Below are 14530 nucleotides of genomic sequence, written 5' to 3'. Positions count from 1 at the left end.
GGGCGCGTCGTCGGTCTGAGCGTCCGGCAAAAGAGAGCTGCGGCGGGCCGCGGGGCCCTGCGTTTTCCGGTCTGCGGTATCCGTGATCCAATCCTGTACCGCGGGCGGCCGGACGCAAAAACGCCCGGAACCGCGTTGCGATTCCGGGCGTTGCCGGTGTTTCGGATCAGGCGTCAGGCGTTACGCCCAGTGGACGAGGCCGGAGAGCATGACGTTGTCCAGCGGATCCACGAAGGGCACCACGCGCACGCCGTAGGCGTGCAGACCGTTGCTCTTCGCCTCGCAGGCGGCTTCATACACGAGCTTGCCGTCCGCTTCTCCGGTGAGGGAGAGGTTCACGATCTGCGGCTCTTCGATGAAGTTCATGCCGTCGGTCACGCCGAAGACGAACTGGGCGAGCAGTTCTTCCTTCTTCATGTCGCCGGGGTCCAGGGTGAGCTTCACGGTGAAGGGCTTGCCGCAGTACACGGTGTCGCCGTCGAGGCCGTTGAGTTCGATGGACTGAATGGCCGTGGTGTTGAAGCGGCCGGGAATGCTCTGCAGCCACGCAGCGACGGAGCGGGCCTTGGCCTGACGGTCGGCGTCCATGGCCACGCCGCGGCGGGCGGCGGGCAGATAGATCTTTTCCATGTAGTCGCGCACCATGCGGCGGCAGCCGTACATGGCGGTCAGGCTCTGCAGGGAGTTCTTGGACACGGCAATCCAGCCGTGGGGCAGGGCGTCGGAGTCGCGCTGGAAGAACAGCGGCACGACGTCGTTTTCCAGAATCTGATACAGGCTTTCGGCGTCGTCGTAGTCGTTCTGTTCGGCGGAGAGGGTGGCATAGGTGGCCTTGGGACCGATGGTCCAGCCGTTTTTGCCGTTGTCGCCTTCGACCCACCAGCCGTCGGAGATGCTGAGGTTGATGCCGCCGTTCACCGGCACCTTTTCGCCGCTGGTGCCGCTGGCTTCATGCGGACGGCGGGGCGTGTTGAGCCACACGTCGCAGCCGCGGGAGAGCAGGCGGGAGACTTCGAGGTTGTAGTTTTCCAGGAAGAAGATCTTGCCGTAGAAGCGCGGATCGCGCGACCAGCGCACCACTTCCTCGATGAGCTCTATGCCCTTGCTGTCAGCAGGATGCGCCTTGCCGGCTATGACCAGCACGGTGGGACGGTCGGGATCGTTGAGCAGACGGGCCAGACGGTCGGGATCGGCAAAGAGCATGGTGGCGCGCTTGTAGGGCGCGAAGCGGCGGGCGAAGCCGATGATGAGCGTGTTCTGCGTGAGGGCGGAAAGCCACTTCGTGCGCTCTTCTCCGGAAATGTCGGAGTAGGCGGCGCAGTGCGGCAGGCGTTCGCGCAGCGCATCGATGAGGGCCTGCTTCTGGGCGCGGCGGGCGGCCCAGTATTCGTCGTCCGGGATGGACTGCACCTTTTTCCACGCGGGGTCTTCAGGCTTCATGTCCAGCCATTTGGGTCCGAGGTAGTGGTTCAGCAGCAGGCGGAAGGCGGGGCCCACGTAGGAGGCGGTGTGCACGCCGTTGGTCACGTGACCGATGGGCAGTTCCGCTTCGGTGAAGCCCTTCCAGATGTTGCGCCACATGCGGCGGGAAACCATGCCGTGCATGGCGCTCACGCCGTTGGCCTGAGAGGACATGCGCAGGGCGAGCACGGTCATGTCGAAGTTGTTGGGATCGCCGCCGTCCTGGTGTCCGAGGTTCAGGAAGTCGGCCCATTCAAGGCCGAGCATTTCCGCGTAGGGCTGGAAGTAGCGGGCCATGAGATCCACGGAGAAGCGTTCGTTGCCGGCGTCCACGGGGGTGTGGGTGGTGAACACGCAGGAGCTGCGCACGAGAATCCTGGCTTCGTCGAGGGTGAGGTCGTCGCCCTTCATGTGCTGACGCAGGCGCTCCAGCACGAGGAAGGCGGAATGACCTTCGTTCATGTGCCACACGGAAGGCGTGATGCCGAGGGCGGCCAGCATGCGCACGCCGCCGATGCCGAGCAGAATTTCCTGACGCATGCGCACGTCGCGGTCGGCTTCGTAGAGGCGGGCGGTGACGCGGCGGTCGTCGTCGTTGTTCTGGGGCACGTTGGTGTCCATGAGGTACAGGGAGATGAGGCCGACCTGCAGCTTCCAGATGCGGGCGTACAGGGTGCGGGAACCGAGCGGCAGGGAGATCATGAGCGGTTCGCCCTTGTCGTCGAGCATGGCTTCGAGGGGCAGGCTGCCGGGCTGATTCTCGGGGTACTGCGGGTTCTGATGGCCGTTCTTGTCCACGGTCTGCTGGAAGTAGCCGTTGAGGTAGAACAGGCCCACGCCCACGAGGGGCAGGCGTTCGTCGCTCGAGGACTTGAGATGGTCGCCGGAGAGCACGCCGAGACCGCCGGAATAGAGCTGGAGGCTTTCATGCAGGCCGTATTCGGTGGAGAAGTAGGCCACGGGGCGGTCGGAGGAAATGACGGGCGTGCCGTCTTCCATGGCTTCGGACACGACGGGCTGAGCCATGTAGGCGTCGAACTTTTCGGCGAGCTTGTTCAGACGGGTCACGAAGGTCATGTCGGCGGCAAGGTCGCGCAGACGTTCGGGCGGCGTGTTTTCCACCATGTAGATGGGGTTGTGGTCGCACTTCTCCCACAGTTCGGGCGACATGCCGCGGAACAGCGCCAGCGCTTCGGGCTGCCAGCTCCACCAGACGTTGCAGGCGATGTCGTGCAGGCGGCTGAGTTGTTCGGGCAGTTCCGACACGGCGTTCAGCGTGCGCAGGAAGGGAATGGAAGAAGGACGCATGGCGAGTTCCTTGGAGAACGTGGAAGACTGAGTGTGATTGGAGGCGTGGCGACGGAAGTGCGCCTTTTCGTTGGCCATGGAGTAGGCGTTCATGTAGAGCTTGAAGAACTCGCTCCAGTCGGCGTGGGAGGCGGCGGCGCGCACGGTGCGGCGGCGCTGGTCGAGCTCTTCGTCGGAGCAGGTGGCGTAGTGGACGATGACCTCGGCGAGAGCGTCCACGGTTTTGGCGTAGTCGTTGTTGCGGCGCGCGATGACGCCGATGCCCGGCTGCGTGCCGATCTTGTTTTCCATCTGGCGGATCCAGAGGCCGAAGCCGGAAAGATCGGTGGTGACGGTGGGCACGCTGTAGGCGGCGCTTTCGTGAGGCGTGTAGCCCCAGGGCTCGTACCAGGACGGGAACACGCCGAGATCGCAGCCGGAGAGCACGTCGAAGTAGGGCATGTTCAGGAAGCCGTCGCGGCCGTCGAGCAGGGCGGGCACGAACACGACCTGCACGTTGTCGTCGGCGGTGTTGTTCAGACCGAGGCGGCGGCAGGCGGTGAGAATGGGATCGTTGGGCGCGTCATAGACCTGATGGCTCGTGAGAAAGCCCGCGCCGGGCAGGGAAGGATCGGCCACGGCGGCGGGATCGCCGCTGACGGCGTTTTCGTCCACGCCGGTGTGGCCGCCCATCATGAGCATGAGGGCGAGCACCTTGCTGGAGGTGTTCTGCATGGACTGCTTGGCCCTGGCGAGCGCGTCGAGGAAGAGATCCACGCCCTTGTTGTGGTACTCGTAGCGGCCGGAGATCACCAGAATGCGGGTGTCGGGGGTGATTTTCCTGCGCAGCAGGCGGCTCACGGGTTCGAGCAGGCGGGCGCGGTTGGCGAGGGCGGCGTCGCGGTCGGCGCTGTAGTCGCGGATGGAGGAAAGGTCGAGGCCGTTGTCGGTAATGACGTCGGGCGTACGGCCGAGGAACACGCGTGCCTCCTCGGCGGTGATGCCGCTCACGGTGGTGAACACGTCGGCTTCGCGGGCGCTCACGGTTTCCATGGAGCACTTGGCGGTCACGTTGTAGCGGTAGGCTTCCTGCGAGGGGGAGATTTCCGACATGCGGGCGTAGATGTCCACGCCGCTGCCGGCCATGGCGCGGCCGAGCACGGTGGCGTGGGTGGTGAACACCGTGCCCATGGAGGGGGCGAGCTGCTTGAGCGCGAGAATGCCCGCGCCGCACATCCATTCATGGAAGTGGGCTATGCCGTGGCTCTTGTTGCGGTTGGAGAGCACCTGATGAATGGTGGCGATGACTTCGCCGCAGGTGTAGCTGAACAGCACGGGCTCGACGTAGTCCCAGCCGCCGGACAGAGAATCGACGCCGAAACGCTCCCAGAGCTGGCGCAGAATCTGATTGGAGTCGTGCCGGCCGTTGAAATCGACAAGAATGACGCGCGGACGGCCGGGAATTTCCCAGCGGCCGAAGCGGCAGTGCAGATCCTTGTCCTTGAGGGGATAGCGCAGGGCGTCCCAGAAAGGCTCGTCCGTCTCGGTGAACTCGGTGTTGTGCTTGGTGTCGGGGCCCAGGAGGATGTATTCACCATCAAAGGCGCGCATGGCCTGCTGCGCCTTGCTGGCGACGACCTCATAGATGCCGCCGACCTTGTTGCACACTTCCCAGCTGACCTCGAAAAGATGAGTGCGTGAAGGTTGATTCATGAAATCTCCATTAAAATGAATTCTGACAGGAAGACCCTCGCTTTCCCGGAAAAGCGGGCAAAAGCGGGGTCTTTCTGTCAGTTTCTTGTCATGTTACTGGTTGGCCTTCGCAAAGAGGCGAATGCGGAAGTCTGCCAGAATGTTCATAAAGTTGGTGTAGGCCTCCATGGCGGAGCGGTAGGGGGAGAAGTACTTGTGAACGTCGCCGTCGGAGGCGCGGGGCGTGCCCATGTAGTAGAGATGATCGGAACTCTGCAATCTTCTCCAGGCTTCGTCAAGTTCCGGATCGTTGACGTACTTCACGAGGCCGAGGCATTCGTACAGGGCGCGGAAGGCGTCCTTCTGCATGTCGTTGCCGAGCCAGGCGGAGAGATCGCGTTCGGCGTCGGCCCAGGAGATGTGGTTCGGCACGTCGAGCTCGGCGCGGACGGGATAACGGTCCGCCGCTTCGGACACGGTGAGGAAGTCGAAGTCGGGATCGCGCAGCACGGCGTCGGGCAGAGCGCGCATGAACTCGAAGATGCCGGTGTCGGCCCACTGATGTTCGCCGAAGGTTTCGTAGTCCATGAACAGGTTGACGACGTCGCCGTTGCCCTTGATCCGGTGCAGCCACCCGGCAAAGGTGTCGGCCATGAGCGGGTAGGCGGGCCAGTCGCGGTTGGAGAAGCGGAAGGCGATGTCGTCGGAAAGGGAATAGTTTCTGAGCAGCAGCTTCATGTCCGGGCAGCTTGCGGGCTGATAGACGAAGTTCGGGCTGCGCCAGCCGAGCACGCGATCGACGCCCTCGGCGAGAATGACGGAGTAGCCCATGTCGCGGGCGATGCGGGCCACGTCGTTGCTGTACACGAGTTCGGTGTTGCGGAACGCGCGCGGGCTCTGCCCGAAGAGTTCCTGCATCTTTTCCCGATGCCGGCTTATCTGCGAGCGGAATTCGTCTTCGGAGAAGAGGCAGGCGAGGCTGTGATTGTCGGTTTCGTCGAGAAATTCGACGCAGCCGGTGCGGGCGAGCGCGCGGAAGCTGTCGAGCACTTCGGGCGCGTATTCCATGAACTGGTCGAGCACGATGCCGGTGAGGGAGAAGGACACGCGGAACCGGCCCTGATGACGCTCGATGAGTTCAAGCAGCAGGGAGTTCATGGGCAGATAGCATTTTTCGGCCACCTTGCGCAGGACGTCGCGGTTCTGCCGGGCGTCTTCATAGTCGTTTTTGGCGCCGATGTCGAAAAAGCTGTAGGGGCGGAGACGGTAAGGCTGATGAACTTCAAAGTAAAAGCATACGGAAGGCATGGCTTAACTCCGGGCATTGGGGCAGACATGAGCGTAGGCGTCGAGGATGCCGTCGGCGGCGCGTTCCCAGGTGAGGCTCTGCAGTGCTTCCTGACAGCGGCGCAGGCTTTCCGCGGCCATGTCGGGATGGTTCAGCACGTCGAGGATTCTGTCGGCCATCTGGCGCACGTCCCAGAAGTCCACGGTGAGAGCTCCGGGCAGCACTTCGGCGCAGCCGGACTGCCTGGACAGCAGAATGGGCGCGCCGCACTGCAGCGCTTCGAGCGGGGCGATGCCGAAGGGTTCGGACACGCTGGGCATGACGTACAGGCTGGCCAGCGAGTACATGTGCTGCACGTCCTTGCCGCGCATGAAGCCGGGGAAGTGGAAGCGGCTGCCCATGCGAAGTTCGGCCACGCGCCGTATCATGCGCGGAAGCAGATCGCCGTTGCCGGCCATGATGAAGCGCACGTCGGGCATTTCGTTGAGCACCAGACGGGCGGCTTCCACGAAGTATTCCGGGCCCTTCTGGAAGGTGACGCGCCCCATGAACAGCACGCGCTTCTCGTTGCGCACAAGTTCCGGCACGCTGAACGTGGGGATTTTTTCGTGCAGGAACGCGCCGTTGTACACCACGGAAATCTTTTCCGGGGGCACGCCGTAGCGTTCCACGGCCACCTGCTTGGTGCGTTCGCTCACCGCAATGACGTGGTCGGCGGCATGGAGGCCGTCGCGCTCGATGTTGTAGATCTTGTCATAGCCGTGATCGCCGCAGCGGTCAAATTCCGTGGCGTGCAGGTGGGCGACGAAGGGCAGGCCGCTCAGACGGCTGGCGGTCATGGCGGCGGGATAGGTCATCCAGTCGTGGGCGTGGATGACGTCCGCCTTCTTTTTCATGTGTTCTTCCAGCACCACGGCGGAGGCGGCGGTGGTGAAGCGATACACTTCATCCATGAGATCGTCGTGGTAGCCGCCGCGGAAGTGGCTTATCTCCTCGACGTACTGTTCGTTTTCATTGAACACGTCGGGGTCGATGCCGAGCTGACCGAAGTCGCAGTTGCCGTAGGGATTGAGGTTCGCGCTTATCGGACGCATGAAAAGGTGGGAGAATTCGTCGGAGCCCTGCTGTTGGCGTATTTTTTCCACGGCCTTTTTCAGCGCGCGGGAAATGGGCACGCCGGAAGCGGAGCGCAGGAACGTTCCCGAGGTCTGTTTTTCCGCCCGCATGCTGGGCAGAATGAAGGCGATGTCCACGCCCTTTTCCGTGAGCCCCTGCGTTATGCCGTAGCAGGCCGTCCCCAGTCCGCCGCTGATATGCGGCGGAAATTCCCATCCAAGCATCAGAACGCGCATATGATTATCCCCCGTTTTGTCGGGTAAGGAAAAACTGAATCAACGGAGTTCGGGGCCGTTTTTCTGGAAGGCGTCCAGCCAGCGTTTCCATTCTCCCGGGTTTGACTGTCTGACGAGCAGCAGCAGCCGGAGCGCTTCCGCCGAGCTCCAGGCCTGCGCTATGCAGCCTCCCGGCGCGTGGGGCTCCTGCCCGTCGAAAATTTCGGAAATGCTTCCCAGTCCGGCCTGTCCGAGGTGGACGCTGAAGAGCGGCGTGAGCGCGTCGAGCGCCTCGCGCACGGCCTTGCCCGAACGGGCCGTCTTCACCACGGCGTCCATGTACGCGCCGGCCGGCCAGGGCCAGACCGTGCCCTGATGATAGGCTCTGTCGCGTGTGTCCTGCGGGCCCTGACACACGGGGCGGTAGTCCGGATCGGAAGGCGCCAGCGTGCGCAGGCCGAAGGGGGTGAGCAGGTTGTCGCGCACGCATCTGACCACGGAGGCCTGCACTTTCTGCGGCAGCGGCGAAAAAGGAACGGCCACGGCGAAAATCTGATTGGGGCGGATGCGGCGTCCCGGCCCCTTCACCGGATGCCAGGTGTCGTAGAGGCCGCCGCCCATGAGCGCGGCGTCTTCGTCGGAGGGCCGGAACACGCGGTTGAAGGCCTTTTTGAGGCGCGGCAGAAGCGCGGTTTCCGCAGGCGGCGTTTCGCCGAATTCGGCGGCAAGTTCCGCGGCAAAGGAGAGCGCGTCGAACCACAGGGCGTTGAGCTCCACGGCGCAGCCGTCGCGCGCAGTGACGGGCTCGCCGTTTATGGAGGCGTCCATCCAGGTGAGCTGCGTCTTTTCGTTGCCGGTGTGCAGCAGACCTTCCTCGTCGGCGTACACGAGCATGTCGCCGTTCTCGTCGGGCATGGTGCCGGCGGCAAAGTGGCGGATGATGTTTTTCATCACGGGCCAGCACACGCGCCTGATGAAGGGCTTTTCCTTGGGGCAGGCCAGGGCGAGGCGATGCACGGCGAGCATGTACCAGAGGGAGGCGTCGGCGGAGTTGAAGGCCGCCTCGCCGTTGCCCGCGCCGATGAGGTTGGGCACGAGGCCGTTTTTCACCGTGCCCTTGATCTGACGGAGCACGGCCTTGCCTTCCTTGAGTCTGCCGGATTCAAAGGTGAGGCCGGGCAGGGCGATGAGGGTGTCGCGCCCCCACGGGCCGAACCAGTGATAACCTGCGGGAACCACGGGTTCGCCGCCCGCGCTGATGAGAAAACGGTCGTTTTCGCGGCGCAGATGCTCAAGAATCGCCTCCTTGAACACTGGGTTCGGCGCGGTGGCGGCGTGGCGTTCCCAGAGGGTTTCCGGCGCTTCGTACAGCGGTTCGACGCCCGCGGTCACCCAGATGGGGCAGTCCGCGCTCAGGCTGGTGACGAATGCGCCCGGCATGAGCAGGTCTTCTTCGTAGTCGTAGCCCCTCTCCTTTTCCACGGGATAGAGCACCTTGAAATACCAGTCCGGCGCGGCGGCGAAGGAGGAGCGCTCCAGCTTCGCATGGGAAATCTGCATGAAGAGCGGCGGAATGTTTTCGTCCGGCTGGAAGGAAAAGCCCGGATAGTTTCCGTTTTCAATGCCGAGAGCGTGGACGAAGGCCGCGCGGGAAGGCTCGGCGTGGAAAAGATGATTGATGTTGCGTCCGTTGACGAGAGGGCGCAGAGTCAGGCGCACGGAGCCGAGTTCGCGGGCGGCGGGGGTGTCGGCCAGGGCGTAGCGGATGAGCAGACGACTGGAGGCGCGGTCGAGCACAAGCGAGCGCAGCAGCACGACTTCCTCTTCGCCCTCGCCGCTCAGGCGGAAGGCGAAGGTCACGCGGTCGTGGGAGCAGGAAACTTCCTTCAGATGCCGCCATCCCTCGGGATGGACGACGCCGGGATGCAGGCGGCTGGAAAGCGGGATGTCCCGCCCCTGAACGGCAACGGAATCTTCAATCGCGGACAGAAGCATGAATTTTCCCGAAGCCGTCTGCACGGCCAGGAGACCGTGATACCGGCGGGCGTTGCACCCCGACACGGTGCCGGAGGCGTAATCCCCCAGGCTGTTGGTGAGAAGCCACTCCTTGTGCAGGCCGCCGATGGGGTAAGATGCGTCTGGACGAATATGATATTCCATGGGAAGCTTTGAAACTCCTGCATTCCTGCGGGGCGCAGGGAACGGTATGATGTCCGGGTTTCGGACGAGGGTCGCCGGGATGGCAAACGTTTGTGTATAAACTGGTGAAGAAAAGAGCTTACTCCTGTTTTACGGCCGGGAAAAGCCCTTTCGCCGTGAGAATGATACCCCGTTTATGCATGCATGGCAACGTTGGTGTTGCTGTGCCATCGGCATGGACGTGCAGGGAGGTTGCATATGGATATGCTTTCCGCCGATATCGGGGGAACTCAGAGTCGTTTTTTCAGGTTTTCTTGTGAAGACAGAGAGATATCTATAAAAGAAGGGATGGTGCTCTCGTCTCGTGCGTCTTCGTTCGACGCGTTGCTTGAGGAACTTTTCTCAAAGTGGCCCGACGGCGGAAAAACGTTGAAGGGCGTGTCCGTGCTGATTTTTGCGGCGGCCGGGCCGGTGCGGGAGGGGCGCGTGGTCATGACCAACGCTTCGTTTGCGGTGGACGCGGCCGTGGCGAAGGCGCGTTTTCCCTGGGCGGAATGCCTGGTGATGAACGATTTCGAGGCGCAGGCGTGGGCCTGCTGCACGCCCGTCATGGAACAGGCGGAGAGCCTGCTGCCGGGAGGCCAGGCGGGGCGGCCCTTCGGGGTGTCGGCGCTGCTGCGGGGAAGGGCTCCCGCAGCCGTGATCGGCGCGGGCACGGGGCTCGGGGCGGCGTGGCTGATTCCGGGAGAGGGACGCCCCTTCGTGCTGCCTTCCGAAGCGGGGCACATGCCTTTTCCCTTTGAAAGGAAGGATGAGCGTGACTTTGCGGACTTTCTGAGCGCGCGGCGCGGGGGCGCGGAGGCGTCGGCGGAGCATGTGCTTTCCGGCTCGGGGCTTGCGCTGCTGCATGAGTACCTCGGGGGCGCGCCCGAAGAGCCCGCCGTGTTCACGCGAGCGCCCGGTTTCGCCTCGTCCGAGTGCTGCCGGTGGTTTGCCAGATTTTACGGCCGTTTTTGCCGCATGGCGGCGCTGGCTCTTCTGCCTCAGTGTGTGGTGCTCACCGGCGGCGTGGCGGGAAAAACGCCGGCGCTGGTGCGTCACGAGGCGTTTGCAGGAGAATTTCTGCGGGCCCGGGGCGGTCAGAAGACGTTTCTGGAAGGCGTGCCGGTGTGGCTGAACGCGCATCCGCAGGGGGGACTCTGGGGCGCGGCGCGGGCGGGCGCGGCCTTTGCGGAGAAAATGGGCATTGGCCGTTCGTGAGAAGGGAGAGGGCTCGTTTTGCAAGGATGAGCTCATGCTGACGCGCGGAAGGGCGTTCGGGAGCCTCGGCGCGGGCGTCGGGAGCGAGCTTTGGAGACGCGGCGTTCCTGGATTGAAGAGAGGCTTCTTTCATCGTACATTGTCGCCGATTTGTCGCGGTCGGGCGACCGCGTTTTCAGCAAGGGAGAACGATGATGTTTGATGAACACGATGCGCTGGTTGAGGCGCTGGCACAGGCGCTGCGGAACAGAGGTCTGACCTGCGCCACGGCGGAATCCTGCACGGGCGGACTGGTGGGAGCCATGCTCACGGCGGTGCCCGGCTCTTCGGACTGGTACGTGGGCGGCGTGATTTCCTACGCCAACGAGGTGAAGCAGGGACTGCTCGGCGTGCTCCGGGAAGATCTGGAGCGCGTGGGCGCGGTGAGCGAGCCTGTGGTGCGCTCCATGGCGCTCGGAGCCTGCGCGGCCACGGGGGCGCAGGCGGCCATGTCCACAAGCGGCGTGGCCGGGCCCGGCGGCGGTTCTGCGGAAAAGCCCGTGGGCACGGTGTGGATTGGCTGGGCTCTGAACGGCGAGAGCCGGGCCAAGGTGTTCCATTTTGCAGGCAACCGCGACGCCGTGCGCGTGCAGGCGGCAAGAGAGGCCGTGCGGGGGCTTGTCGCGTGGCTTGAGGAAGCGGGGAACTGAGACTCGGAGGACTTCGGCTCGGAGCCGCGGCTTGAGTTGCGATGCTGCGCGGCGCTACGTGTCGCGTCTTGCGCCTCGCCTGCGCGCGGGCAAGAGTCAGGGCCTCAAGGGGGCTCGTGGCGGCGATGCTGCGTCTTGCCTGCGCGTGGGAAAGTGCTTCAAGTTCGCGTTGTCTGACGGGAAAGGTTCGGGCGTGACGGGCTCGGCACAGGCGCTTTGGCGCGTCCGAAGGCGGGGCTTTCGTCAGTCGCGGGAGGCGGCGTCCTTTTCGTCGTCGCCCGGCGTCGAGTTCGGGCAGAAGCCCTCTTCGCACTCTTCGGTGAAGATCTGCCACACGGTCACGAAGAACACGGCCAGCATGGGGCCGGAAACAAAACCGTCCATACCGAACATGATGAAGCCGCCGAGGGTGGAGAGCAGCACGAGAAAGTCGGGAAGCTTGGTGTCGCGCCCCACGAGCACGGGGCGGAGAATGTTGTCCGCAAGACCGATGACGCAGGCGCCGTAGGCCATGAGCAGGGCACCCTGCCAGTACTGGCCGGTGGCGATGAGGTACAGCGCCGTAGGCAGCCAGACGAGGGCCGAGCCCACCACGGGAATGAGGGAGAGCACGGTCATGACCACGCCCCAGAACACGGCGGCGCGGATGTCGAGAATCCAGAAGATGAGACCGCCGAGCGCGCCCTGTGCCATGGCCACGAGAAGACTGCCCTTCACCGTGGCGCGCATGACGCCGGCAAACTTGTGGAAAAGCCGCTCTTCCCGGTGATCGCCGAAGGGCAGGGCGCGGATCATCACGGCGCGGATGCGGCCGCCGTCGCGCACGAGAAAGAAGGAAATGTACAGCACCAGCGCAAGATTGGTGACGAGATGCGCCGCGCCGCCGCCGATGGCCACGGTGTTCCTGGCGATGAGGCTGCCCAGGGAAAGGGCGGTCTTGCTGAGCGTTTCCTTGATCTGTTCCGGGGTGTAGCCGTAGCTCGCGAGCCAGTTCTGCGCCTCGGGGAAATGTTCGCGCAGCCTGTCCACGGCGTCGGTGAGGGACGTGCTGCCCGTCGATATGCGTTCGTAGAGCGACAGCCCTTCGGAGAGGCAGGAATAGAGCAGCCACGAGAGCGGCAGAATGATGATGACGAGGCAGAAAAGAACGGTGAGGAGCGAGGAGAGGTTGGGGGAAAGGCCGAGCCTGTCCCGCAGACGGACGTTGACGGGCGTGAACAGCACGGCGATGACCACGGACCAGAACAGCACGTCGAAGAAGGGCAGAAGCAGCCATCCGAACAGCACGGAGGAAGCCGCGAGAAGAAGGAGAAACGCCCGCGCCTCGAAACGCTGCCTGTTGTCGTACATGAAAAGCTCCTTCGCCCGCGGGGCCGTCAGTTCTTCTCCAGCCGCTCTTCCAGATCGGGTTCGATGCGGACGCGGAACGCGCCTTCGCTGCGGTCGATGCGCACCATGCCGGGAGCGGCGTTTTTCATGGGGTGGATGTATTTTGCGAGGGAATATTGAATGGAAGCCGTTTCCGCGTCCTTCTGCCAGCTTTTGAGCGCGGCGAGCACGCCCGCCTCGTGGAGGGTGCGCTCCGGCACTTCCTGCCCTGCGTGATCGCGCCGGACGATGACGTGGGCGCTGGGGCCGTCGGCCGTGTGCAGCCAGTAGTCGTGGGCGGCGGCCAGCTTGAGCGCGAGAGCGTTGCCGCGGGTGTCGCGGCCGCGGAGCATGAGAAAGCCGTCGCTGCTGCGGAAGGCCTGCACCTGCTTGGGCAGGCCCTGCGGAAGGGAGGCGTTTTTGCCGCCGGTCTTCTTTTCTCCGGCTTTCGGCGCGGCTCCCGCGCCGGACACGGAGGCGAGCATGCGCAGCCTTGCGGCTTCGGCCTCTTCCTTCTGCGCCTGCACTTCGGCGCGTCGCCGGGTGAGATGTTCGAGACCGCGTCTGCCGCGGCCCGCCTGATGAAACATGTCGGCCATGTTTTCGCGCACGGTGCGCTTCTTGTCGAGCTTGAGCGTGACCGGGCCTTCCGGGCCGTTCAGAGTGACGGAATCGAGCTTGTCCGCGGGGCCGAAAAGATAGAGCTGACTTTGCAGCAGAAGGGCGTCCTTCTGCCTGTCGCGCATGGCGGAAAGGCGTTTTTCCTCGTTGTCGAGCTTGGAGAGCAGCTTGCCGAGTCTTGAGGCTTCGGCGGAAAAGGGGCGCGCCGCCGCCTGACGGGCGTGTTCGGCCACTTCGCCGTACACCAGCGTTTCCCCGGCTTTGGCCAGCGCGGCCACGGGGTCTTCCATCACCGTTTCCGTCCAGGTCCCGCCCATGGCCTTGAGCTGTTCCGAAGGCAGCGGCCAGGCCGAAATTTCGCAGCGGCCGCGCTCGTTTTCGTAGAGAAACACGTCGCCGCCCCCGGATTGCAGATCCATGAGCAGGGCTCCGGCGTCCAGAGGGTCGAGAAAGGCGAGCGTGCGGCGAAGGGCGGGCGTGAGCACCTGCCATTCCTTCCAGCTTTCGGGGGGCAGGGCGGAAACATCGCCGTCCGGCCAGGCGGGATCGTCTTCCGGCAGGGGGGCTTCCAGAGAGAGGGAGGGGCCTTCACGCAGATCAAGGCAGAGCCAGGTCTGCACGTCGCCGGAGAGGCCGAGCCAGAGCCGGCGTTCCGTCCAGCGGCAGACGACCCGCGTGATGCGTTTGCCGGAAACATGTTTGCGCAGGCGCATGACGAAGGCCGGAGGCTGCGCGTTGACCGGTATGCGGTGGTCGGCGGAAAAGAGCAGGGGCGACTTGCGGTCGGCCTTCAGCACGAGATGCCTTTTGCCGTCCCGGCCGTCGCCGCCGTACATCGAAAACACCGTGACTCCGGGGCCCGGCGCATGAATTTTTTCCATGCGCGCCCCCATGATGCGGGGAACGAGCGCGTCGCAGAAACGGCGGAAAAGATGGGCGTCCATGATGCGGGCCCGGGTCAGCTGCCCTGAATCTTTTCGCCTTCTTCCTGACGCGCCTTGCAGGAGACGCAGAGCGTGGTCACGGGACGTGCCTTGAGTCGGGCAAGGCTGATGTCTTCGCCGCATTCTTCGCAGATGCCGTATTCGCCGTCGTCCATGCGCTTGAGGGCGTCCTGGATCTTGGTGATGAGCTTGCGCTCGCGGTCGCGGATGCGCAGAGTGAAGGAGCGATCCGACTCGGCGGTGGCGCGGTCGGAAGGATCGGCATAGGATGAATGGTTGTCCGTCATTTCTTCCAGAGTGGAATCGCCGTTGCGCTGAGCCTCGACGAGCATCTGGTTAAGAAGATTGCGGAAGTATTCCAGATCTTCAGGGGTCAAGGTTCCTCCTGGCAGGCTGTGCCGTGCCGATTGAATTCCCGTTGTGTAAACTATAACCTTTCCGTTGTAAAGC

General features: G+C 63.9%; 9 protein-coding genes. 2 read left to right on the top strand and 7 right to left on the bottom strand.

The features are described from left to right. Positions 1 to 180 precede the first annotated feature (180 nt). The 4 genes from glgP to ABGT79_RS06100 form a co-directional block, all read right to left on the bottom strand. Positions 181 to 4461 carry an alpha-glucan family phosphorylase gene (gene glgP, locus ABGT79_RS06115; RefSeq protein ID WP_346665453.1) on the bottom strand — a complete coding sequence of 1427 codons (4281 nt, stop codon included), beginning with the start codon at positions 4459 to 4461 and terminating at the stop codon, positions 181 to 183. Between the two features lie 93 nt (positions 4462 to 4554). Further along, a complete protein-coding gene (locus ABGT79_RS06110; RefSeq protein ID WP_346665452.1) occupies positions 4555 to 5748 on the bottom strand; it encodes a glycoside hydrolase family 57 protein in 1194 nt (397 codons plus the stop codon). Positions 5749 to 5751: 3 nt separating this feature from the next. Next, positions 5752 to 7080 carry a glycosyltransferase family 4 protein gene (locus tag ABGT79_RS06105; protein ID WP_346665451.1) on the bottom strand — a complete coding sequence of 443 codons (1329 nt, stop codon included), beginning with the start codon at positions 7078 to 7080 and terminating at the stop codon, positions 5752 to 5754. Positions 7081 to 7119: 39 nt separating this feature from the next. Further along, a complete protein-coding gene (locus ABGT79_RS06100) occupies positions 7120 to 9219 on the bottom strand; it encodes an amylo-alpha-1,6-glucosidase (protein ID WP_346665450.1) in 2100 nt (699 codons plus the stop codon). A 183-nt stretch (positions 9220 to 9402) separates the two neighbouring features. On the opposite strand from ABGT79_RS06100, the gene ABGT79_RS06095 reads away from it, so the two are divergent. Then, complete coding sequence (locus ABGT79_RS06095; protein ID WP_346665449.1) at positions 9403 to 10458, top strand: glucokinase; 1056 nt, start codon at positions 9403 to 9405, stop codon at positions 10456 to 10458. A gap of 191 nt (positions 10459 to 10649) precedes the next feature. Beyond that, positions 10650 to 11147 carry a CinA family protein gene (locus tag ABGT79_RS06090; RefSeq protein ID WP_346665448.1) on the top strand — a complete coding sequence of 166 codons (498 nt, stop codon included), beginning with the start codon at positions 10650 to 10652 and terminating at the stop codon, positions 11145 to 11147. A gap of 243 nt (positions 11148 to 11390) precedes the next feature. Here the strand turns inward: ABGT79_RS06090 and ABGT79_RS06085 are convergent, their stop codons facing one another. Genes ABGT79_RS06085 through dksA form a run of 3 tightly spaced genes read right to left on the bottom strand, consistent with a single transcriptional unit; the run spans position 11391 to position 14457 of the window. After that, positions 11391 to 12497, bottom strand: a complete 1107-nt coding sequence (locus ABGT79_RS06085; RefSeq protein WP_346665447.1) for an AI-2E family transporter — start codon at positions 12495 to 12497, stop codon at positions 11391 to 11393. A 26-nt stretch (positions 12498 to 12523) separates the two neighbouring features. After that, entirely contained in the window at positions 12524 to 14080 is a 1557-nt protein-coding gene (locus tag ABGT79_RS06080) for an NFACT RNA binding domain-containing protein (protein ID WP_346665446.1), read from the bottom strand. Positions 14081 to 14094: 14 nt separating this feature from the next. After that, positions 14095 to 14457, bottom strand: a complete 363-nt coding sequence (gene dksA / locus ABGT79_RS06075; protein ID WP_294445564.1) for an RNA polymerase-binding protein DksA — start codon at positions 14455 to 14457, stop codon at positions 14095 to 14097. Positions 14458 to 14530 lie beyond the last annotated feature (73 nt).

The sequence above is a fragment of the uncultured Mailhella sp. genome, from assembly GCF_963931295.1.
Lineage (GTDB): Bacteria > Desulfobacterota > Desulfovibrionia > Desulfovibrionales > Desulfovibrionaceae > Mailhella.
Note: the sequence above shows the minus strand (reverse complement) of the source record. Positions and strands in the feature narration are given on the sequence as shown.